Below are 22,044 nucleotides of genomic sequence, written 5' to 3' on the forward strand. Positions count from 1 at the left end.
CTGGTTTGGCTCGCAGGCGGACCGGGTCCGGGTTGATCTGCCGCTGGGTGCTGCCCGGCACCGGCCATGCACAATCGCCCCATGACCTCGCCCTCCTCTCCTCTTTCCTCCGCCATCGCCGACCTGCGCAAGAGCTACGAGCGCGCCGAACTCAACGAAGACGCCTCGCACCCCGCGCCGCTGCAGCAGTTTGACCAGTGGCTGCACGAGGCCATCAAGGCCCAGATCCCCGAACCCAACGCCATGACGCTGGCTACCGTGGGCAGCGACCTGCGCCCCAGCACGCGCATCGTGCTCATCAAGGGCTATGACGAACGCGGCATCGTGTGGTTTACCAACTACGACAGCCGCAAGGGCCGCCAGTTGGCTGGCAATCCGTTTGCGGCGCTGCAGTTCCACTGGGTGGAGCTGGAGCGCGTGGTGCGCATCGAAGGCACGGTCGAGAAGGTGAGCGACGAGGAAAGCGACGCCTACTTCCACAGCCGCCCGCTGGATTCGCGCATCGGCGCCTGGGCCAGCCCGCAAAGCCAGGTGATCGCCGGCCGCGGCGTGCTGGTGGCCAACGCGGCCAAATACGGCGCGCAGTTCATGCTCAAGCCGCCGCGCCCGCCACACTGGGGCGGCTACCGGCTCAAACCCGAGCAGTGGGAGTTTTGGCAGGGGCGCAAGAGCCGCCTGCACGACCGCCTGCGCTACCGGCTGGATGCGGGCGAGTGGGTGCGCGAGCGGCTGGCGCCCTGATCGCGATGCGCCCCTAGGAGGCCTGCCATGTTCTCGCACATCTTCATCGGCGTGACCGACTTTGACCGCGCGCAGGCCTTCTATCAGCCTGTGATGGCCGCGCTGGGCATTGCGCCGCGGTTTGTGGACGCCAGCCACCCCTGGGCGGGCTGGCAAAGCACGCCGGGCCCGCGCCCCCTCTTCCTCATCGGTCGGCCCTTTGAGGGCGAGCACGCCCCGGGCAACGGCCAGATGACGGCCTTTGCCGCCGCCACCCGCGCCCAGGTGGATGCCGTGCACGCCGCAGCGCTGGCCCACGGCGGACGCTGCGATGGGCCGCCGGGCCTACGACCGCAGTACCACGCTGACTACTACGGCGCGTATTTTCGCGACCCGGATGGGAACAAGCTGTGCGTGGCATGCCACGGGCAGGAAGAGCCAGTGCAGACCTGAAGCGCCCCGCACACTTACGCGGCCTATCCCACCACCCACCGCGTCACCGCCAAAATCACCACCGGCATCGTCACCAACCCCAAAACGGTGGACACCGCCACGCTGGCCGTGACCTCGTCTTCGGCCACCGCATAGCGCTGCGCAAACAAGAACACATTGGCCCCCACGGGCAGCGACGCGGCCACGATCATCACCGCCAGGGGCAGGCCCGACAGGCCCAGCGCCCAGCCCAGCGCGGCCAGCACCACGGGGTGCACCATGCACTTGACCAGCGCAATGCGCAGCGCGGCTTTGAAATGGTGACCTACCTTGGTAAACGCCAGCGTCACCCCCACCAGCAGCAGCGCAATGGGCCCCAGGGCCTGGCCCAGCAGTTGTAGCGGCTTGTCCACCACCTGCGGTACCACCAGCCCGGTCTGCGCAAACAACAGGCCAGCAATGATGGGCAGCGGCACGGGGTGCACGATGCCGTTGCGCATGGCCTGCAGCACCGTGCGCCACATCGGCGGTTGGGCACCGTCGCCGCGGCCCGCATGCTCGCGCGCGGCGGCCAGTTCAAACACCACGGTGGCAGCCGTCAACAGGATGAGTGAATGCACCGATATCAGCGTGAACAGCGTAACCAACCCCGCATCGCCAAACACCAGGCCCACCAGCGGCACGCCAATCATCAGCGTGTTGCTGAAGGTGTTCGCCAGTGCCCGCGCCGCGCCCAACGTGTTGAAGCCCTGCAGCGCCAGCGTGGCCGCGTACACCAAGCCAAAGGCCACAAAGTAAATACCCACGGGGCCGAAGTTCAGGTCCTGGATGTGCACCGTGCTCATGGTGCGAAACAGCAGCGCGGGCGTGAGCACCATAAACACCAGGTTGGCCAGGTCCTTGACGGCACCAGCACGGATCCATTGCCTCCGGCCCACGTAAAACCCCAACGCGATGAACAGGATGACGGGGAGAAGCGAGGTGGCGACGGGAGAGTTCACGGTGGGAGCGAGAGGGGCTGAGGAAGCAAACGGCGCTGAAGGTGCGTGGGCACGCAGGGCGCATATTGTGGCGCGGCATGTCCGGGCTTACCCTCGGTTTGCGCAAAAAATACTATGCTTTTGATAGCTTTTAGCGCTTGCTGGATGAGCGCTGGAGCCCAATTTTGCTTGAATTTTGCAGGCTATGGATACTGGCGGCTCCTTGGCTTTTCGTCTTTGGCAAACTCATGACCCCATTTCCCCCTCCCTGCCCCATCGTCCACCTCGGCCCGGACCACGCGGCGCTGATGGCGCAGGTCAACAGCTTGTTCGGCGAAGTGTTTGGCGACCCCGACAGCTATTGCGCCCGGCGCCCACGCCCCGAATACCTGCAGCGCCTGCTGGCGCGCGACACTTTCGTGGCCCTGGCCGCCCTGGACCCCGGCAGCGGTCAACCCGTGGCGGCATTGGCGGCCTATGAGCTGCCCAAGTTCGAGCAGGAACGCAGCGAGTTCTACATCTACGACCTGGCCGTTGCCACCACCCACCGACGCCAAGGCCTGGCCACTGCGCTGATCGAGCGGCTACAGTCCATCGCCGCGGCGCGGGGTGGCTATGTCATCTTTGTGCAGGCCGACACTGGCGAAGAAGACGCGGCGGCGATCGCGCTGTACACCAAGCTGGGGGTGCGCGAGGAGGTGCTGCACTTTGACATTGCCGTGCCGGGCGGGGGCTAGTAGACTGCGGCCCGGTAGCAGTCACACCCAACTGCGGCTTCATCGCAAATTTCCGGCCTCAGCCGTCTCGCGCCGCCCGCACTTTCAGCCGCTGTTGGATTGCGGAATCGCCTTACTGAAAAACGCACACGCCCAATGACTGGCTTTTGGCCCGGTACATGGCGGTGTCCGCGGCGCGGAGGTAGTCGTCCACCGTCGGCAGTCTGGATGCGCTGCAGGCCAGGCCAATGCTCGCGCCACTGACCACGGTGTGTTCGCCGATCACGTAGGGCACTGCGAGGGCTGCGGCAATCTGCCCTGCACGGTGGCTGGCTTCAGCGGGGTCAATGCATTCCAACAGCACATTGAACTCGTCGCCACTCATGCGGGCGACCAGATCCACCGCCCGCACGCAGGATTCGAGCCGCCGCGCCACCTGTTGCAAGAGCTGGTCGCCCACAAGGTGCCCGTAGCTGTCGTTGACGGCCTTGAACCCGTTGAGATCCAGCAGCAACACGGCGAACATCGTGGCTTCATCGCGCGCTTGCCCGCCGCCATCGTTGACCCCGTTGTTCTGCTGCAGCGCGATAAGTTGCGCGAGGCGATCGCGGAACAACGGCCGGCCGGGCAAGTTGGTCAGCGCATCGTAGGAACTGCCCCGCTCTGCCAAGTCGCTCAACGACCCGGCCATGCGGACGGGCGCTCCCTCTTCGAACTCGGCAAGCCCGCGCCAGTTGACCCACACCAGCCGCCCCGCCCCGTGGAACGCACGGAAATCCACCGAAAAGTTCGGGCTGCTTCCGGACAGGTGCCTGCGGTAGGCCTCCTGCACGCGCGCGCGATCCTCGGGGTCGATGAGTTGCTCCAAAAAGCGCCAGCCACCGTCAAACACATGGTCGCGGCTGCCGAGCCCGACAATCTGAAGAAATCGCCCGGACACATGCAGTGCATCTGTTCGCAAGTCCCAATACCAGATGCCGTCATTCGACCCGTGGGTCGCCAGGGAATAGCGGTTTTCGGAGCGCACCAGCTCAAGTTCGGTGTTCTTTTGCTGGGTCACGTCGATCATCAGGCCGATCATGCGGTTCGGCCGCCCCGGCTCGACCACTGCGCGGCACAGATCGCGCACCCACACGACCTTGCCCGACTTGGCGATCAGCCGGTAGTTCATCTCGTAGGCATGGCTGTGCGTGGCGTTGTATGCAGCATCGTCGATGCGCAGTGCCTCCTCCAGATCATCGGGATGCACATGCGCCCGCCAGAAGCCCGGGTCAGCTCGCCACTCCTCGACGGAGTAGCCGAACAAGCGTTCGACCTGCGGGCTCAGAAAGGTATTGCCCACGCCGATTTCAGCTTCCCACACCACGCCGTCAATGGTTTCGAGCAAGCGCAGGAAGCGCTGGCGGACTTCCACCAGCACCTGCTCGGTGACCTCGGTGATCTCGATCAGGACACCTTGGCGGCTGATCACGCGTTCCGCCGAATCGGTCTCGGGGTGGAACTGCAGACGCACCCAGCGGAAGTCCGCATCGGCAAACCGCAAACGGAACACAGGCATGCCCGAGCGCATGGTGCCGACGTCGTCGGGATGCACGAACTCCAGCAGAGACCGGCCCAGCGCCGCTGCCACAGGATGGCCGGTGAGCTTGTGCCATGCAGGGTTCAGATAGGTGATCTCCCACAGCGCATCGGTTTGAACCACCGCCTCGGGTAGCAGTTGCAGCAGGTTCGCGGACGGCGTGGGAGGGGTGGGCATGCAGGGCTATTGCTAAAAGGGGGCTGGCACATCCAACGGATAGCGAAATCGACCATTTGAGACCAATATGGTACGAGCCTTATAGCACTTGAGGCCCCCAATGCAGGGGCACAGAGGCCAGTCGGTCTGTCAGATTTTTGGCCTTCCGATTTGCCTGCCAGGTGCGCCGCCGTTAGGCAGCCAGTGCTGCAGTCTTACCCTGCCGACTTGCCAGGGCTGCCATGTCATTCCTCGAACCGAGGCAACTGCCGCAGCTCTTCGGCCCGCATTCCCTGTTTGCTCATCACGCGCGGCACCAAAAACGCTCTCCACCGCTGCTCAAACGCGTCCACTTGCTGCTGGTAGCGCATGTGGCTGTCCACATCTGTGCCGGCCAGCCGTTCCCCATACAGCACCAAAGCCAGGCCGGGTGACAACCACGACCATGCCGACACCTGTTTGGCTTGCAGTGCACGGCTTTGGCGGAACTGTTCCACCAGAGGCTGCAGCGTTTCGTCCTGGTCCAGCACGCGCACGACGAAGCTGGCGGGCCATACAGCGGGCTGTTGCGCGGGGATGTGCGGGTGCTCGTCGTACCAGGCTTCAGCCAGCGCCTGTTCGTTGTCCTCGGCCTGGTGCTGTGCGTCGCGCAAGGTGACCACGGCTGACAGGCGCGATGGCAGGGGCGCATTTTTCTGCGCCAGCAACACCAGACCTGCGGGCACAGCAAACGTCAACGCCAGCCACAGCCCCAGTGCAGCCAGTATGCAAGTGGCGCCGCTGACGGGCAGGACCGACAAGATGCCGCCCAGCGCGACCCACAACGCGCAGAACGCGCCCAGCGCGCCGGCCCACTGCAGCGCAACTGCAGCGGTTGCACCAGGGTCCAGCAGCAGCGCTGGCAGGGTGGCTGCCACCGCAACCATCCACAGTGCCAGCAGCCGCCAGCCCAGCGCGGCGAGCAGAATGGGGCCGATGCCGTAGCGCGACTGCACCCGCAGCAGGCCCAGCCGGCCTTGCTCACGCTCTTCCTGCAGCAGCCCGGCGCACAGTACCAGGGCCACCAGCGGCAGCAGCAGCGCCACCATGGCTGGCAGGCCGGGCAAACCGGTGTCGGTGAGCAAAGGGTTGCGCAGTGGACCCGGGTCGCGCGAATCGACATGCCGGGTGTCCAGCGACGCCTTGATGCGCGACGGCAAGACCTGGAGCCGCTGCACGCCCAGCGCCAGGCCGGCCTCTACCGGCATGCGGGTGAGGCCCAGGTCGCTGCGGCCCAGCTGGTAGGTGGCGGTGGCACTGGCCGCGCTGGGTGCGGGGCTTGCCTGCAGGCGCAGTTGTTGGGCGTGCAGTTTGTCGGCGTAGGCAGTTCGGTCCTGCGCTTTGGCCTGGCGCCAGGTTCGGGCGTCCAGTCCCGCCACGGTGGCAGAGGCCAACAGCACCAGCAGCAGCGCAGCCAGCGCCCACCAGGCTATGGGTTGGCGGTACAAACGCAGACCTTCGGCCTGCCAATGGATGAGGCGTGGAAAAAGCATGCGATGGGTGGCTGTTGTGGAGATGACAAACGTCGTCATGGGTTCAGCTTTCTGGCGCCCAGGCAGAGTGCCGTCAGGGCCGCCAGCAGCCACACCCCCAGCGCCACCCAGTCTGCGGCGCTGTGGCGCAGCGCAAAGCCGATGCCGGGCGGTGTGTAAGTCCACGCCGGAATTGCCTGCCACAGCGCGTTGCCTGCGTAGCGGCTCTCGAACGATGTGACCCCCTGGGTGGCTTGCAGGTCCCATTCGTCCACCAGGGTGGTGAAGCGCTCTCGGTATTGCTCAGCGGCTTCTTCAAAGTGCTGCTGGTGGGCCAGGTCGGTGCCGGCCAGTGCGCTGCTCACGGCCCGCATCGGGGCGTAGGGCGATACGGCGGTCAGCCATCGCAGCAGGTATTGCTGCTGCGCCTGCGCATGCCACAACTGGCCGAAATGTTGTGCATACACCTTGGTGGCATACGCATCCCTGAACAGGCGGCGCTTTGCATTTGCGCCAAAGGGCAGGCCTTCAAGGCGCGCCACGCCGTTGTCGGCCAGCAGTTGCGCGTCAAACGCCTTCATGCGCTGGGCAGCGCTGCCCTCCCCCGGCAGGCCCTGGTCAATGTCGCGCTGGATACCGGCCCAGAACGCCTCGCCCGTGGGTAGTGGCGCCAGCGCCTCGACCGTGGACGCCGCCAAGCGCGGCACGATGAACACCCAGCCCACCCACAGCGCCAGCAACACCAGCAGCGCGCCGCGCGAAGTGCGACACCTGGTCGACACCCCGACCGAGACGGCCGCCCAGGTGGCGTAGTACGCACCCAGCGCCGCCAGCAGCATTGCGGCCTCAGCCGCACCCTGCCGTGCAGCCAGCAGCCAGCCTGCAACCAGCGCAGCGGGTGCCAGCACGAGCGCAACGCTGGCACACAGGCCCAGCCATTTGCCCAGTACCAGCGGCACGCCGCGCATTCCACACGCATGCAGCATACGCAGGGTGCCCTGCTCCCGTTCTTGCGCGACAGCGCCGTGGCCCAGCACGGCGATCAGCAGCGGCACCATCGCCAGCAGCACAAAGGCCGGGGTGAAGTCGCCCAGACCCATCGAAGGGGCGGCGTCAGCTACGGGCGCGTGCAGCGCCATGTTGCGCTTGTGCGGCTCCAGCCACAGCGCCTGGCCGGTGCGCGCGTTGATGCCAGGGTCTACGCTGGCCAATGGCAGTTGGGGTTTGAACGCATACAGCCCGAAGTGCGCAGCACGGTGGGGGTTGCGGTCGCCCTGGTGGTCCCACTGGGCGCGGGCGGCGGTCCCGACCTGCTGGCGCTCCTGCTCTGCCACCTGGCGCTGGTGCACGGCCGACACCAGCACGGCCGCCAACAGCGATACAAGCACCAGCCCGAGTCCCCACAAGCGGCCGTCGCGCAGCAACGCGCGCATTTCCTTGGCGGCGATGGACGCGATCATGGTGCGGTGACCTCCACCACGCCGCGCGCATGCTGCAGGTAGATGCGCTCCAGCTCGTTGTGGGCTATGTCGTGCGCGGCAAACTCCGCCACTAGGCGCCCTTCGCGAAGAATGCCGATGCGGTCAGCCACCTGAATGGCATTGAACAGGTCATGCGTGGCCATCAGCACGGCCATGCCGCCCTGCTTGGCCTGCAGTACGCTTTGCGCGAACTCGTTGGCAGCTGCAGGGTCTAGCCCGGAGGTGGGCTCGTCCAGCAGCATGGCGCTGGCGCGGCGCGCTTTGGCAATCGCCAGGCCAACCTTTTGCCGCATGCCCTTGGAGTACCCCCCAACCCGGCGCCCCTGTGCGTCGGGCGCCAATCCCGACGCTGTGAGCAGGTTGTGCGCTTGGGTTTTGTCGAGTGCGATGTCCGACAGCTTGCAGAAGTACTGCAGGTTCTCCACCCCCGACAGGTAGGGGTACAGCGCCACGTTCTCGGGCAGGTATGCCAGGTGAGCGCGTGACTGGTGCGGCTGCAGCGAGGCGTCCACCCCGTTGACCAGGGCCTGCCCCGACGCGGCGGGAACAAATCCCAGCAGCGCGTTCAGCGTGGTGGTTTTGCCCGCGCCGTTGCCGCCCAGCAGCGCATAGACGCTGCCCGCCGGGACCGCCAGGTCGAGCGCCTGCAGCGTGACCCGGTCGCCCCTCCGGATGGTGAGGGCGCGGGTCTCAAGAATGGCCGCCGCTTCCATCAGAAGAAGTAGCGCAGCGTGGCGCCAAAAGTGCTGCGGGGAACGGGCGACATCATCAGCCCTGCGGCGCTGCCGTAGGCGATTTCGGTGCCATAGCGGTGGGGCTGGAAGGTGGCGTACAGCGACAGCTGCGTCTGCTTCCAGTCGTACGTGGCGCGCAGGTCATAGCGCGTGTACAGAGGCATGGTGCGCTCTTGCGTGGCAGGCGTGCCCACGTAGTACGGCATGTCCGCGATCAGGTAGGCATCCGCATTGAGCGTGAGCTGGCCTTCGCCCAGCCGCAGCTTGTGCTGGGCTCCGGCCTTGAGTTGCGTGGCAGGCACCGTAAGCTTGGCACCGGTATTGGGCGCCGGGTTGTCCACCTTGGCCTGCAGGATCTTGCCGATGCTGGCGTACACGCTGGTGGCGCTGCTGGCGCGCCAGCGGGCTTCCAGCTCCAGCCCTTTGCGCGTGGTTTCGCCCACCGATTTGAAGGAGCCATCGGCTTGGCCCACGATTTCGTCGGAGTTCTGAATGGCGTATCCCACGCCCGACACCGTCCAGCCGCTGGCAGGCGATGCGGTAAAACCCAAGTCGAATGATCGCACCTTGCTGGGCGCGATCTGGCTGATGATGCCGCCTGTTGCACCCAGCGGGCCGGTGGCGCCGCTGCTGCTGATCTGCTCGGCCGAGGGCGACCGCATGCCTTCGGCCACGTTGGCAAACAACTCCACCTGCGGGGTGAGCGACCACGACGCGCCCAGCTTGGGCGTGAACACACCCTTGTCGTAGCCGGTGCTGGCCGCAGGCAGCTTGAGGTTGGCGATGTCGTAGTCAAACCGGTCGTAACGCGCACCGGCGCTCAGCTTGAGGGTGTCAGTCACGCGCCACTGGCCCTGCGCAAACAGTCCGTAGGTCAGCAGGTCCAGGTCTTGCGCATTGACGTAGTTGGCCGATGGTGTGCGGTTGACGTAGACCTGGCGGTAGGCGTCCCCCCGGTCCTTGCGCAGCTCGGCGCCAAAGGCAATGGCCGCATTGCCAAACGTGGTGTTACGCAGTACGCGTGCGCCGAAGATGTCCCGGTCATCCACGCCCACCGTGTGATTGGTGGCGTTGGCGGTGATGCCGCGTTTGCGATTGAAGCTTTCGGCGTAGGCCGTGGCATACCAGCCCGCCTCGCCTTCGGCCGGGGCGCGGTTGAACACCAGGCTGGTGCGCCGCGCATTCCCGAAGCCAGGGTTGTTCGATTGGGTGGAGCGTGGGTCGAGCCCGGCTTCCAGCGCAGGCAGCAGCAAATACCCAGGCGCATCAAAGTCGGCCACGTAGCGCATCACGCGCAGGCTGTAGCGGGCGCCTTGGTGCTGGGTGGACAGCTTCCAGAACAAGGTGTCGCGGTCGGTGCGGGACGCATAGCGGTAGCCGTCGTTGCGGTACACGTCGGCCATCAGCAGCGAATCGATGCTGGAGAAGCTGGTGGGCATGCTGTTGGACAACACCAGCGTGCTGCGGCGCAGGCCGTAGCGCTCGGCGCTGACACTGACGCTGGACGGCGTGGCGCTGCCGCCCTTGCGGGTGCGGATGTCAACAGCGCCTGCGCGGTTCTGGTCGCCATACAAGGCAGAGATAGGGCCCTTGATGACGTCCACGCCGTCGATCAGGTCGGCGTTGAGCCATTCCAGAAACACCGGGCCATGCCCTGCCCCGCCCTGGCTGGACGGAATGTTTTGCGGGACCCCGTCCACATACACGGCGGTATCGGCACCGTGTGTGCCCTGCGTGGCAAAGCCGCGCATGCGAAAGCCGTTGCCGGTTTCGCCCTGATCGATGTTGTTGGCCAGCACGCCAGGGACGCGGCGAAAGATGTTGGAAATATCGCGGCCGACATTGGTGCTGGCAATGTCGTCCTGGTTGAGTTGCTGCACCGTGGCGGGCAGTGCGCTTGGCTGGAGCGTGACAGCAGCGCGTTCGCCGGGCGTGCGCGCGGCGGGGCCGGTCGTGCCCAGCACGTCCACGGCCGGGAGGGCGCGTGTGGGCTGGGTGATTGCTTCTGATGCGGATGCTGCGGCAGGTGTCTGTGATGTCTGTGCTTGGGCCCACGGCACCAGTGCCACCGCCAGTGCGGCAGCAGTGAGCTTGGCAGCGGGCATGCGGCTGAGCGCAGCACGGCTGCGCGATGAAGAAGGGGATAAACGGGTTGGGTTCATGGCGGGTTTCGTCAACGGACGGTGTGGGGTACAGGCACGCGAACGAGCGCGCAAACGCGCGCTGCCCAACCGCGGAGGTATCGGCGGCAGGCAGAGTGCGCTTGGGAGTACGTGAGCGAGTGAGTGAATTGGGGGTGGGCGAGCCGCGCAACGCGGCCAGCTTTCAGAAAGCCACCTTCACCCCCACCGTCAGGTTGCGCCCCATCAGCGGCGCCGCGTTTTTGATGAAGCTGGTGTGTGCATACGCCAGGCGATCCGTCAGGTTGGTGCCCTTCACGTACACCTGCCACGGCGTGCCGTTACCAAGCTGCCCGTTGTATGCCACTCCCAGGTTGAGCATGCCGTAGCCGGGGGTGGCGGTTTCAAACGCGGCGATGCGGTTCTGGCGGGCGACCTGCACCCATTCCACCTGGCCTTCCCAGGCGTTCCAGTTGGCATCCAGGCGCACGCCGATGCGGCTGGCGGGGATGCGGGGCAGGTTGCCGCCGCCGTCCGCGATGCGGGCGCGCACGGTGTCGCCAAACAGCGTGACGCCCAGGTTCCGCGTGAGGCGCTGGCGCACCTGGCCCTCGATGCCGGTGAAGGTGGCGTCGGCCTGGCTGTACTGCAGCAGCTGCAAGCCGTCCAGCTCGTCCAGGGTGCGGCCGTAGATGTAGTTGTTGATGCGGTTCCTGAACACGCTGACGCCGAAGGTGGTGTCGCCGGCGGTCTTCTTCAGGCTCACATCAAAGTTCTGCGAGGTTTCGGAGCGCAGGTTCGCGTCGCCGCGCTCATACGTGCTGGTGGCCATGTGCAAACCGCGGGCGTACAGCTCTTCGGCCGACGGCGCGCGGCTGGCGCGGGTGAAGGACGCGCCCAACTGGTAGCCCGGCGTGAACTTCCACACCGCGCCCAGGGATGCCGAGGTGCCGTTGTGGCTGCGTTCGATGTTGCTGGTTTCGGCCTTGGCCGTCTGGCGGTCGTGGCGCAGCGCGGCTTCAAAGCGCCAGTCGCCCAGGCGGTATTCCTCCAGTACAAACAGGCCCGTGCGGCGGGTGATGGTGGGCTGCACGTAGGCTTCGTCCCCCTCGGCGCTGAACTTGCGCTGCGAGGTCTGCAGGCCGATCACGCCCTTGAAGCCGGCGATGGGCTCGTGCTGCAGCTCCACGCGGGTGTCGTAGGCTTTGTTCTTGAAAGTGGTGCTGACGGCGCCGTCCTCGAATTCGTCGTGCACGTAGTCAGTGATGCCGGCGCGCAGGCGCAGGGCCGAGAAGCCCGCGAAGGGGTTGCGCAGCTCGCCGCGGATGTCAAAGCGTTCGCTGCGCAGGTCCACGACCGGCACATCGCTATGGTCATGATCGTGATCGTGGTCATGGTCGCCGTGGTCGTGGCCATCGTCTTCGTCGTGCGATCCGCAGTGCAGGTGGCTGCCATGCGTGTGGCAGCCCTCGAAGCTGTGGTTGTGGCCCGGCAGGCCGTACTTGGCGGTCTGGCGGGTGTAGGCAGCGCCCAGGTAGCCGCGCTCGCCCACCCACGACAGGCCCACGCTGCCGGTGTCGGTGCGGTTGAAGCTGCCCGGCACCTTGCGGGTGGCCTCACCCTCAGGCGCCCAGCCCTTGCCCACGCGGTAGTCGCCCGCATCGCGCGCCACGCCTTCCACATGCACGGCCAGATTGCCCGCGCCCCCGGTCAGCGAGACAGCGCCTGCTTTCTCGCGCGCGCCAGAGTTGGCGCGCAGCTCGGCGCTGCCTTCAAAGCCCTTTTGGGGAATGGCAGTGGGGATTTTTCCGTCCAGCACATTCACCACGCCGCCCACGGCGCCGTTGCCATAGACCAGGGCCGAAGGGCCGCGCAGCACTTCGATCTGCGTGGCGAGCATGGGCTCGGACACCACGGCGTGGTCGGGGCTGATGGTGGAGGCGTCGTGCAGCTCGGCGCCGTCCGACAGCACCTTCACACGCGGGCCGTCCATGCCGCGGATGATGGGGCGGCTGGCGCCCGCGCCGAAGTGGCTGCTGGTGATGCCGGGCTCGCTGTTCAGCGTCTCGCCCAAGGTGGCCTCGCGGCGGCGCACCAGCTCATCGCCTTCGAGCACGGTGGCGGGCGTGGTCATTTCGTTGGCACCCAGCTGCAGGCCGCTGGCGGACACGGTGACGGGCGGCAGGCTGGGCGCTGCAGCTGGGGCATCGGCTGCAGGCGCGGTGGCCGCTGTCTGCGCATGCGCCGGATGCAGGCCGGGCGACAAGGTCAGAGCAGCGGCCAGCGCAATGGGCTGCAACGCGGGGCGCCGCGTGGCGGCACGGCGAATGTGAATGGAGCGGGAGATAAGGTGTGTCATGGTGCGTTGGCAGAGGGCAGGCGTGCCACACGGCCGGCCGCGAACGGAAGGACCGGAGGACGTGGCACGGTTGCGCGCCCGCGGTAGGGCGAAAGAGTTTGAATAAAAAACGACCCTAGCGCTTGACTATCAAGCGCTAGCAGCTATGAAATCAGGAGCAATGGACTGTAGGAGCGTCGTCAAGTTGGGCATGCACCCAACGGCAGCTGCTGCGATTGCAGCGCCGCTTCAAGCGACGGCAGCGGCCGTGGCAGGCGCCACGCACCCAGGCGGTCCGCGGGCCTGGAACTGTGCAAGCCGCTGCCCGGCGGGGCCGTGCGCGCGGTGCGGGGATGGCTGCGGCGCTGGCACCGCAGTGGGCAGCGCCAGCGGGGCGGCGTGCAGCACGTCCCCCAGCGTGAGTTGGTCGAGCAGCAGGCAGTCCACCGCCGCGCCTTGCGCAGGGTGGGCCCACAGGTGGTCCAGCCAGCCGCCGTGGGCATGCGAATCTGCTTGTGACCGCGCATCAACATGTGCAGCAGCAGGCTCGTGGACATGCGTGCCAGCGTGTGCCGACAGCCCGGGCGCATGGCCCGCCTGGTGCATGCGGCCCAGCGTAGGGGCCCACAGCAAGGCCAGCAGCAGCCAGGCCAGTGCCAGCGTGCGGCCCAGCCGCCGCGCACTACCCTGCCCCATTGCCGCAACGCGCGCGCCACCGCGTGGCGCACGCAGGGCGCGCACCGGTCGGGGTGGGTAGGGCAGCAAAGACACGGGCGGGAGGGGCGAGACGACAATGAAAAAGCGAAAAAGCGAAAAAGCGAAAAAGCGAAAAAGCGAAAAAGCGAAAAATCGAGGCAAGCGTGCCAGCAGCGGACGAGAACGGCAGATCGGGTGCCGCCCGGCGCTTTGGCGCTTTACTTCACCGGCACCGCCTCGGTCACGCGGTAGTACAGGCCATAGGGGTCGTTGTGCAGCACGGTGAACTTGCCTTCCACCACCACGGGTTCCAGCGAATAGCGCACGGGCGTCTTGGCCTTCACCTCGATCATGCTCTCGGGACCACCCGGCATGCAGAACGAGCAGGTCAGCGGCACCGAGGTAAGCAAGAAATGGGTCTGCGTGGGCTTGGCATCGAGCGGCATCATGAAGCCCTGGATGCGCTGCGTGGTCTTGTCCATGCCCTTTTGCGCATCGTTGAAGACAGGCAGGATGCCGTCCTTGGTGGTCTTCTTGGTCAGATCGGTCAGCACCGACCAGGGGATCACGTCATTGCGCTGGGGCAGCGGTGCGATGGGGCTGTCGGGGCTGTGGTAGCCCGCACCGGATCCCGATGGCACAACGGTGCCTGCACCTGCGGGCAGCGGCGAACTCAGCACGGGCGCCGTCGCCTTCGGCGCTGCGGCCTCTTTGGCCCGCTCAAAAGCGCCCGGTGCGGGCTTGGTGGCAGCGCCCTGCTGCGCCTGCGCGCCACCAGCTGCTGTCAGCAGGCAGGCAGCCAACCAGCCAAGACGTAGCACTCGGCCAGTGCCAGGTTGGGGGATCAAAGCGTGGGACATGGCGGGCAACCTCCAGAAAGAATGAACAGCGCGGCCCGGCGATCAGTGCGCGTGCCTCATGCCGCAGTATTTTCCGATGGCCAGACCCTTGCACGCGGCCTGGAGTTCCTTCTGGCACACGTCGTGGCCCTTGCCAGATTCCAGGCACTTGGCGGCGGCCTCGTGCGCGGCGGCCATGGCGCGGTGGCGTTCGATGTCGGCCTTGGTTTCCTTGTCGCTGTGGGCCTGGGCATGCGCCAGGGCGCCGGCCAGCAGCAGGGGGGCCAGGGCGAGGGCGGTGAGGAGTTTTTTCATGACGAGCCTTTCAGTTGAGAGGGTAGGTTGGATAAACAAAAATCTGCGGTCGGGCGGCTAGGGCTGGCTAAGCAGGTCGGCCACGTCAGTGCGGTAGGCCTGCATGGCAGGCAGCAACGCCCCCAGCGCCGCCACACCCGCGGCCAGCAACGGCACGCCCGCCTCGGCCGGCAGCCAGATCAAGCCCGTGACGGGCAGCAGCCCCTGGGCCTGCAGTGCCCAGCCCAGGCCATGCGCCAGGGCGTGCCCCAGCAGCAAGCCCAGCGCGGACGCCATGGCGGCCAGCCACAGCGCCTCCCACAGCACCAGCCCGGCCACGCGGCCCGGGGGCGCGCCTAGCATGCGCAACATCGCCAGGTCGGCACGGCGTTCCCGCACGGCATTCCACAGGGCAATGAACACGCTGAGCGCGGCCACGGCCAGCAGCACGCCGCCAAAGGCGCGCAGCACGTCTGCGCCCACACCCAGCAAGCGCAGCAGGCGCGTGACCTCGATGGCCGGCGCGGCCGCCTGCATGCTGGTGCCGCTGTTGATCTGGCGCGGCATGGTCACCGCGGCCAGCGGGGTGCGGTAGCGCACCAGGGCCACGGTCACCTCGCGCTCTTCTTTCAAAATTTCCAGGTCCTCGGCATCCGCGGCCGTGGCCGTCTCGTGCACCATCCAGACGGATTCGGTACTGGTCAGGATCAGCCGGTCCAGCACGCAGCCGCAGGGCTTGAGCACGCCGCTCACGCGGTAGGGATGGTCGCCATGCGCGTGCCCCCCCCCACCCAGCCCATGGCTGCCGATAAAGGTGGCCCCCACCAGCGGCGCCCCCGCGTGGCTGCTTTTGACGATGCCGCGCGCCACGCTGGCGCCTAGCACGGCATCCATGGGCTGCTGCCACAGCGCGCCTTCGGCGAACTGGGCTTCGTAGTGCGCCACGTAGTCGGGCGTGGTGCCCACGATGCGAAAGCCCTGGTAGCTGTCGCCCAGGCTCAGCGGAATGACCTGTGCCACCTGCGGGTTCTGTTGCAGCGCCTGCACTTCCTGCAGCGGAATGTTGCCCGTGGGCACGTCGATGTGGAACACGCCCGCCAGGATCAGCTGCAGCGGGCTGCCCTTGGCGCCCACGACAAGGTCGATGCCCGATAGGTCGCGCTCGAACGCCTTGTCGAGCTGCGTGGCCACCAGCAGCACCAGCGTGATGGCCGCCAGGCCCAGCGTGAGTACCAGCAGGTTCAGCACGGCCGCAAGCGGGCGGGACCAGAGGTAGCGCCACGACAGGCGTGCGAGTTTGGTCACTCCTGAATTCATAGCTGCTCGCGCTTATCCAATAAGCGCTGGGCGCCAATTTCATTCAAATTCAACGTTTGCACACCGGCCAGGGCTTGCACCACGCGCTGGTCGTGCGTGGCAATCACCAGGCTGGCATCGCAGGCGGCCGCGCTGTGCTGCAGCAGCGCCAGCGCGTCGGCAGCGGCCTCGTCGTCCAGGCTGGCCGTGGGCTCATCGGCCAGCAGCACCTGCGGCGCCAGCAGCACCGCCCGCGCCAGCGCCACCCGCTGCGCCTGCCCGCCCGACAGCTGGTGCGGCTTGCGGGCGGCCAAGTCGGCCACGCCCACCTGCGCCAAGGCGCGGCAGATCGCCGCATCGTCGCGCGCCAGCCCGGCTGCAAAGTACACCAGCGCCAGGTTGTCGGCCACGGTGAGCGCGCTGCTGAGGTACAGCTTCTGCGGCAGAAAGCCGATGTTGCGCGCGCGCCAGGCGTCGATCTCGCTGCCACGCTGCATGCCCAGCTCGGTACCGGCCACAAACACGTGGCCGCCGCTGGCACCACGCAATCCCGCCATCAGCGCGAGCCAGGTGGACTTGCCCGTGCCCGACCGCCCACGCAGCAACAGCGTGCCGCCCTGGCGCAAATCCACATCCGGAAACCGCAGCGGCGCCGCACCGCCCGTGGCGTAGGTGTAGCAAAGCCCCCGGGTGCGGATCATGCGGCTGCGCTCCCGGCTGGGTGCGCACAGTCGGCACACCGCCCATGCACGGCAACGTCCACCGCCAGGCTCTCATGCCCTGCTGTGGCCAGCGCCTGCAGCACCTGCTGGAGGGCCTTTTGCACCTTGGCCGAACCCTGCGACAGGCGGAACTGGCGGTGGCAATCGTCGCACTCAAAACGCGGTGCGGCGCCCTCTTCGCCCTGGGGCGCCAAGGCATACCGCGTCACTCGGGCGGCATCCACCTGCTTGTGCAGCAGCCCGGCCGAGGCAAACCGGTCGAGCATGCGGTAGACAGTGACTTTGTTGACGGCAGCCCCCGATGCAGCCAGCGCCGCTTCCACCTCGGACTCGGACAGGGCCGCATCCGGCCTCGCCTCGTACACAGCTGCCAACGCCCGCGTGGCGCGGGTGGCGCGCATGCCCTCGGGCAACACCCAGGTACGACGGGGCGGCAATGCAGCGGCTGGAGATTCGTGGGCGGGCATGGCTCAGGAGCGGGGAAAGGAGTGCTTGCAATAACGCAAACGGCTTGCATTATGCCGATGCTTGCTGTACCCACGGGACAATCACCCCCCACGTCACCAAGGCTATGACCAGATCCGATAGAACCAGTAGCTGTCGTCATGGGCATTCACACGCCTTGCCAGTTCGCTGGGGCTTGCGCCGGTGACCCGCCGGGCCTCGCGGCACAGATGGGACTGGTCTGCGTAGCCCGCACTCTGGGCCACATCCTGCCAGCGCGGCGGGTGCCCGGATCGATCGCCTTCCTGCCGTGCCCGCAGCAATGCATCTTCGGCACGCGACAACCAACCCAGACGGCGCAGCGACTGGCCCGCCCAGGCACGCGCAAGGCGCTCCAGGCTGCGAACGCTGCCACCCATGCCGTGAAGCGTCGCGTGGGCAAGCAAATTCCGCATCCAGCGCACAGATGCCGAATCGCCAGATGCCAGCGGGGGCCGCATCCGGTCCTCCTGCAGCACAAAATTTTCCAGCAGCGCCATGCGATCCACATCACAAGCCGCACTGCGGACCCGGTGGATCAGTGCGACCCACGGGGCGGGCAGCAACTCTTCGGCCGACAGCAGGCCATCGACGAGCGTGCTCATGTCCAGCCCGGTCATGCGGTGAAACGCGTGGGGATGAAACACCACACCGAAGGTGCGCACCGGCCCCGGGTTGCGCGTGACCAGTGGCTGTGACCGTGGGCCCAGCAACAGCGTGGGGGGCAAAGTTCGTACTCCGCGCAGATCGTCGTCCAGCTGCTCTGAGGACCCCTCCAAGTACCACGCGATGCCGCAGTAGACAGATGCGGGATACCGGTTGATGTGTCCCGCCTGCGCAGCTTTGCCCGTGGTGTCCTTGGTGATGTAAGCGCGGATGCTGCCCACGCACGACAGTGGGGGCAGCACCACGGAGGCGAAGGGAAGCGAAATCCTGGGGCGCATGCCGGCCATCGTAAACAGATTCGCTGCCACCGCATGTTGGCGAAAACGTTCAAGACAGCAAAAAAACCAGCTCACAAAATCCGCCCACCACCATCACCGCTACTCACTTCGGCATGACCTCATCAACACGTCTGGCTCCCCAGCCACTCTTGGCCTCAGCCCAACCCAGCCACACTGCCTGGCTGTGCGGCATCTCCCGTGCGCGGCACCAGTTGCTAGATGCAGGTGCCGTGTTCAAAGACGAGCTGGCCCTGGAGATACTGGGACCAGAAGAGGCAGCGCGCGTGATCCAGGAAGTGGAAGGTGACGGGCCACGCGGGCGCAGACGCGAAAACGGAAGCATCGCGCAGGCCATGCGGGGAGCGTTGGCTGCCCGCAGCCGCATTGCTGAAGACACTCTGTGCGAAGCCGTCTCAGACGGAGCCACCCAATACGTGTTGCTGGGCGCCGGCCTCGACACCTTCGCTTTGCGCGATCGGTGGCCGAGCGGCCTGGAGCGGGTTTTCGAGGTGGACCATCCAGCCACCCAGCGCTGGAAGCAGCAGTTGGCAGAAAGGGCCGGGCTACAGATGCCATCGGCTGCTTGCTTTGTGCCGGTGGATTTCGAGCAGCAGGACTTTATAGAACAGCTCAAGGCGCACGGCTGGCGACCCGACCAGCGCACCGTTTTTTCATGGCTGGGAGTGACCATGTACCTTGCACCTGCCGCGGTGCAAGCCACCTTGGCGCGTATAGGCAATTGGGCCGCGCCAGGCAGCGTGCTGGTGTTCGACTATGTACGCCGCCCGTCCGCCATGGACCTGCCAAGACGGTGGGGCCTCCAACTCATGGCCCGCAAGTTCAGTCGCATGGGCGAGCCTTGGCGCTGCTTTCTGGGAGATGACGAACTGGAAAAGCTGCTCTCAAGCAACGGCTTCGACACCCATGAATTCATTTCCCCACGCGTGTTGATGCGCACGCTGCTGGCGCACCGCGCCCCCAGCCTGCTTCAGCGCGGGCTCGGCAGCATCATGGGCGGCGTAGCGCGCGTGCGGGTGGGCGCTCGCCAAGACAAAGTGCTCCAAACGCTCACGCCCCCTTCAGGTACTTCGCAAACGTCTTCCTGAACTTCTCTACCTTGGGCCCCACCACAAATGCGCAATAGCCCGCGTGCGGGTTCTTCGCAAAGTAGTCCTGGTGGTAGGCCTCGGCCGTGCTGTAGTTCGAGAGCGGCTTGACCTCGGTGGTGATGGGCGCGCCAAACAGCTTGTCTTGCGACATCTGGCGGATCATGGCGTTGGCGATCTCGCCGTGCTCGGGGTTGTCGTAGTAGATGCCGCTGCGGTACTGCGTGCCCACGTCGTTGCCTTGGCGGTTGAGGGTGGTCGGGTCGTGGGTGTGGAAGAAGATTTCCAGAATCTCCTCCAGGCTGATTTCGTCGGCGTCGAACGTCAGGCGCACCACCTCGGCGTGGCCGGTATCGCCCTGGCAGATCTGCTCGTAGGTGGGGTTCAGCGTGTGGCCGTTGGTGTAGCCGCTTTCCACGTCGGTGACGCCGCGCACGCGGTCGAACACGGCTTCGGTGCACCAGAAGCAGCCGCCGCCCAGGGTGATGGTTTGTGGGTTGTGGGCCATGTGGGAGATCTCCATGCAGTTCGGGGGAAAAACGTTCACGGCATGGTACGCGCCCTCACCCGCCGCAGTGCGGGCGGGGGCATTGGCCTTTACCCCTTGGGGGGGGCTACTCGTACTGGCGACCCTGTGCCATCAGTTCGGGCGTGCCGATCAGCGCATTCAGGCCGTCAAAGTCCATCATCCGGTCCTTGAAGGGCGCCGTGGTCTGGTGCGTGTGCAGGCTGGCGTAGTAGCCCTGCAGCGTGTGCGCCACGGCGCGGGCGGTGCCGCCGGGGAAGATCACGATGCGAAAGCCGCGCTGCTGCAGCTCGGCCGCGCTCTGGATCGGTGTCTTGCCGCCTTCGACCATGTTGGCCAGCAGCGGGATACGGTGGGCAAAGCGCTGGCAGGCCGCGTCCATCTGCTCGGGGGTGCGCAGGGCCTCGATGAAAAGCGCGTCCACACCACATTCCAGGTACGCCTCGGCGCGGTCGAAGGCGGCGTCAATGCCCTCCACGGCCAGCGCGTCGGTGCGGGCCAGGATCAGGGTGTGGGCGCTGCGGCGCGCGTCCAGCGCGGCCTTGAGCTTGCCGCACATCTCGGCCACGGGCGCCACCGTCTTGCCGTCCAGGTGGCCGCAGCGCTTGGGAAAGCCCTGGTCCTCAATCTGGATCATGGCCGCGCCCGCACGCTCAAAGCCGCGCACGGTGCGCTGGGTGTTGAGTGCGTTGCCAAAGCCGGTGTCGGCGTCGACGATGACCGGCGTGCGCACGCGCTCGGTGATGCGGGCCAGGGTGTCTTCCACCTCGGTGTAGGTGGTCAGGCCCACGTCGGAGCGGCCCAGGCGGGTGTAGGCAATCGATGCGCCCGAGAGGTACAGCGCCTCGAAGCCCGCCTGCTCGGCCACCAGGGCGCTCAGGGCGTCGTAGACGCCAGGGGCCAGGATGGCGCGGGGTTCATGGAGGCGTTCTTTGAACGATGAAGGGGTCATGTCTTCAAACTTTCTGGCGGGTCAGATCGGCCGCCGTGTGCGCAGCGATGTAACCACCGGCCACGGCGCTGAGCAGGCCGTTGCCGGAGAGATAACCCCAGACCGCGTCGCCCGACACGCCACGCGCGGCGCCGCCTGCGGCCAGCAGATTGGGAAATGGCTGGCCGTGCTGGCTGAGCACGCGGCACTGGGCGTCGATGTCCAGCCCGCCCTGGGTGTGGAACAGCGCGCCGGTCACCTTGACGGCGCAGAACGGTGCCTGAAGTGGACGCGCGAATACGCGGCGATTGTGATCGTTTTGGCCGCTAGCGCTAGTGGTGCTTGCCAGAGTAGCTATCAATTTTGATTCTTCGCAGCCGATGGTGGCTGCCAGTGCCTGCACGCTGTCGCAGTGCTTGACGGCACCTGCCGCCTCGGCATCCACAAAGTCCGGAAAGCCACGGGCCAGCGCGAGGATGGGCGCATCGAACACGTTCCACGCCACGCCCCCCGGCTGCGCCAGCACATGCACCGAGGCCTCGGAGTAGCCCTGTGTCTCGTCGTGAAAGCGCTCCCCCAGCGCATTGACCTGGATGCCACCTTCCATCATCAGCGCCCACGAGATCAGCGCACCCTGTGGAATGGCCCAGGAGCCGTGGCCCTGGTAGCCGCCCAGGTCGGCCAGCCGGGCACCCAGCGCCTGCCCCCAGGCAATGGCGCTGCCGTCGTTGCCGGTGTGGCCGGCGAACAGCGCATCGTGCATCTCGGGCAGCAAATCGCGCACCATGGCCGGGTTGCCGCCAAAGCCGTTGCAGGCCAGGATGAGTGCGTCGCAGGCCAGGTGCTCCAGCGTGCCGTCGGGCCGCTCGTAGCCCACACCGATCACGCGCTGCTGGGCGTTGACCCACAGCTCGCGCACGGTGGCTTCGGTAATGAGGGGAATGTCGGCCGCCGTCACCGCGTTGGCCAGGCGGCCCATCAGGCCCACGCCGGTTTTCTCGGGGGTGGCGTGCATGCGGCGCACGCTGTGGCCGGGGTACAGAAATCCGTCCAGCACCTGCCACTGCAGGCCGTGGCGTGCTTGCAGTGCATCCAGCGCCGGGCCAATCGCCTGGGCGTAGGCCTGCACCAGGTGCGGCGCCGCCCTGCCCTTGGCCTTGGCGCTGATGTCGGCAGCGAAACGCTCCGGGCTGTCGTCAATGCCCGCCGCGCGCTGCGCCTGCGTGCCGGGCGCGGGGATAAAGCCGGATGACAGAGCAGATGAGCCCAGCGGCGTGGCGTCGCGCTCCAGCACGGCGCAGTCCACACGGGTGTAGTGCAGCATCAGCGCCGCAGTCAGCCCACAGGCACCGCCACCCACGATGAGCACCGGCACATGGGCGTCTTGCGCCACGGTGCCGGGCAGGTGCTCGGCATAGCAGATGCGGGGGGTGCTCATGG

The 22,044-nt window shown here is 66.7% G+C and carries 21 protein-coding genes; 4 read left to right on the top strand and 17 right to left on the bottom strand.

What is annotated here, in order from left to right:
* Positions 1-66: 66 nt before the first annotated feature.
* Positions 67-741 (top strand): pyridoxamine 5'-phosphate oxidase, encoded by a 675-nt coding sequence (gene pdxH, locus ACK4HJ_RS05190; RefSeq protein WP_409828319.1) that lies wholly within the window; start codon positions 67-69, stop codon positions 739-741.
* Between the two features lie 27 nt (positions 742-768).
* Positions 769-1,173 (top strand): VOC family protein, encoded by a 405-nt coding sequence (locus ACK4HJ_RS05195; protein ID WP_409828321.1) that lies wholly within the window; start codon positions 769-771, stop codon positions 1,171-1,173.
* A 23-nt stretch (positions 1,174-1,196) separates the two neighbouring features.
* On the opposite strand, the gene ACK4HJ_RS05200 is transcribed toward ACK4HJ_RS05195, so the two are convergent.
* Positions 1,197-2,153, bottom strand: coding sequence for an AEC family transporter (locus ACK4HJ_RS05200; protein ID WP_409828323.1), 957 nt, complete (start codon positions 2,151-2,153; stop codon positions 1,197-1,199).
* A gap of 227 nt (positions 2,154-2,380) precedes the next feature.
* Between ACK4HJ_RS05200 and ACK4HJ_RS05205 the strand changes: the two genes are divergently transcribed.
* Complete coding sequence (locus tag ACK4HJ_RS05205) at positions 2,381-2,869, top strand: AAC(3)-I family aminoglycoside N-acetyltransferase (protein WP_409828324.1); 489 nt, start codon at positions 2,381-2,383, stop codon at positions 2,867-2,869.
* A gap of 112 nt (positions 2,870-2,981) precedes the next feature.
* Here the strand turns inward: ACK4HJ_RS05205 and ACK4HJ_RS05210 are convergent, their stop codons facing one another.
* The 13 genes from ACK4HJ_RS05210 to ACK4HJ_RS05270 all read right to left on the bottom strand — a co-directional run bounded on the left by ACK4HJ_RS05210 (position 2,982) and on the right by ACK4HJ_RS05270 (position 18,008).
* Positions 2,982-4,604, bottom strand: coding sequence for a PAS domain-containing protein (locus ACK4HJ_RS05210; protein ID WP_409828326.1), 1,623 nt, complete (start codon positions 4,602-4,604; stop codon positions 2,982-2,984).
* A 224-nt stretch (positions 4,605-4,828) separates the two neighbouring features.
* Positions 4,829-6,154: a DUF3526 domain-containing protein gene (locus tag ACK4HJ_RS05215; protein ID WP_409828328.1), complete on the bottom strand. Its 1,326-nt coding sequence runs from the start codon at positions 6,152-6,154 to the stop codon at positions 4,829-4,831.
* Complete coding sequence (locus tag ACK4HJ_RS05220; protein ID WP_409828330.1) at positions 6,151-7,554, bottom strand: ABC transporter permease; 1,404 nt, start codon at positions 7,552-7,554, stop codon at positions 6,151-6,153. Before ACK4HJ_RS05220 ends, ACK4HJ_RS05215 begins: the two co-directional genes overlap by 4 nt.
* The gene (locus ACK4HJ_RS05225) at positions 7,551-8,288 is read right to left on the bottom strand and encodes an ABC transporter ATP-binding protein (RefSeq protein ID WP_409828332.1); all 738 of its coding nucleotides are present in this window, start codon (positions 8,286-8,288) and stop codon (positions 7,551-7,553) included. The genes ACK4HJ_RS05220 and ACK4HJ_RS05225 overlap by 4 nt, the downstream gene beginning before the upstream one ends.
* On the bottom strand, positions 8,288-10,471 hold the full coding sequence (locus ACK4HJ_RS05230) for a TonB-dependent receptor (RefSeq protein ID WP_409828334.1): 2,184 nt from the start codon (positions 10,469-10,471) through the stop codon (positions 8,288-8,290). Before ACK4HJ_RS05230 ends, ACK4HJ_RS05225 begins: the two co-directional genes overlap by 1 nt.
* A gap of 163 nt (positions 10,472-10,634) precedes the next feature.
* Positions 10,635-12,788, bottom strand: a complete 2,154-nt coding sequence (locus tag ACK4HJ_RS05235; protein ID WP_409828336.1) for a TonB-dependent receptor domain-containing protein — start codon at positions 12,786-12,788, stop codon at positions 10,635-10,637.
* Between the two features lie 228 nt (positions 12,789-13,016).
* Positions 13,017-13,538 (bottom strand): hypothetical protein, encoded by a 522-nt coding sequence (locus tag ACK4HJ_RS05240; protein WP_409828337.1) that lies wholly within the window; start codon positions 13,536-13,538, stop codon positions 13,017-13,019.
* A gap of 143 nt (positions 13,539-13,681) precedes the next feature.
* Positions 13,682-14,323, bottom strand: coding sequence for a DUF3299 domain-containing protein (locus ACK4HJ_RS05245; protein WP_409828339.1), 642 nt, complete (start codon positions 14,321-14,323; stop codon positions 13,682-13,684).
* Positions 14,324-14,365: 42 nt separating this feature from the next.
* Positions 14,366-14,617: a hypothetical protein gene (locus ACK4HJ_RS05250; RefSeq protein ID WP_409828340.1), complete on the bottom strand. Its 252-nt coding sequence runs from the start codon at positions 14,615-14,617 to the stop codon at positions 14,366-14,368.
* Between the two features lie 57 nt (positions 14,618-14,674).
* Positions 14,675-15,913: an FtsX-like permease family protein gene (locus ACK4HJ_RS05255; protein ID WP_409828342.1), complete on the bottom strand. Its 1,239-nt coding sequence runs from the start codon at positions 15,911-15,913 to the stop codon at positions 14,675-14,677.
* Positions 15,910-16,593 (bottom strand): ATP-binding cassette domain-containing protein, encoded by a 684-nt coding sequence (locus tag ACK4HJ_RS05260; protein WP_409828344.1) that lies wholly within the window; start codon positions 16,591-16,593, stop codon positions 15,910-15,912. Before ACK4HJ_RS05260 ends, ACK4HJ_RS05255 begins: the two co-directional genes overlap by 4 nt.
* Positions 16,590-17,015 (bottom strand): transcriptional repressor, encoded by a 426-nt coding sequence (locus tag ACK4HJ_RS05265; RefSeq protein ID WP_409828687.1) that lies wholly within the window; start codon positions 17,013-17,015, stop codon positions 16,590-16,592. Before ACK4HJ_RS05265 ends, ACK4HJ_RS05260 begins: the two co-directional genes overlap by 4 nt.
* Before the next feature lie 168 nt (positions 17,016-17,183).
* The gene (locus ACK4HJ_RS05270) at positions 17,184-18,008 is read right to left on the bottom strand and encodes a DUF6597 domain-containing transcriptional factor (RefSeq protein WP_409828345.1); all 825 of its coding nucleotides are present in this window, start codon (positions 18,006-18,008) and stop codon (positions 17,184-17,186) included.
* A gap of 146 nt (positions 18,009-18,154) precedes the next feature.
* Here ACK4HJ_RS05270 and ACK4HJ_RS05275 point away from each other — a divergent pair, with 146 nt between their 5' ends.
* A complete protein-coding gene (locus tag ACK4HJ_RS05275) occupies positions 18,155-19,147 on the top strand; it encodes a class I SAM-dependent methyltransferase (protein ID WP_409828346.1) in 993 nt (330 codons plus the stop codon).
* Here ACK4HJ_RS05275 and msrA read toward each other — a convergent pair.
* The 3 genes from msrA to ACK4HJ_RS05290 form a co-directional block, all read right to left on the bottom strand.
* Positions 19,110-19,655 carry a peptide-methionine (S)-S-oxide reductase MsrA gene (gene msrA / locus ACK4HJ_RS05280; protein WP_409828348.1) on the bottom strand — a complete coding sequence of 182 codons (546 nt, stop codon included), beginning with the start codon at positions 19,653-19,655 and terminating at the stop codon, positions 19,110-19,112. The genes ACK4HJ_RS05275 and msrA overlap by 38 nt on opposite strands.
* A 106-nt stretch (positions 19,656-19,761) precedes the next feature.
* The gene (locus tag ACK4HJ_RS05285) at positions 19,762-20,625 is read right to left on the bottom strand and encodes an oxaloacetate decarboxylase (protein ID WP_409828350.1); all 864 of its coding nucleotides are present in this window, start codon (positions 20,623-20,625) and stop codon (positions 19,762-19,764) included.
* Positions 20,626-20,629: 4 nt separating this feature from the next.
* Positions 20,630-22,042 carry an FAD-dependent oxidoreductase gene (locus ACK4HJ_RS05290; RefSeq protein ID WP_409828352.1) on the bottom strand — a complete coding sequence of 471 codons (1,413 nt, stop codon included), beginning with the start codon at positions 22,040-22,042 and terminating at the stop codon, positions 20,630-20,632.
* Positions 22,043-22,044: the final 2 nt, after the last annotated feature.

The sequence above is a fragment of the Acidovorax sp. genome, from assembly GCF_046294525.1.
GTDB lineage: Bacteria > Pseudomonadota > Gammaproteobacteria > Burkholderiales > Burkholderiaceae_C > Acidovorax.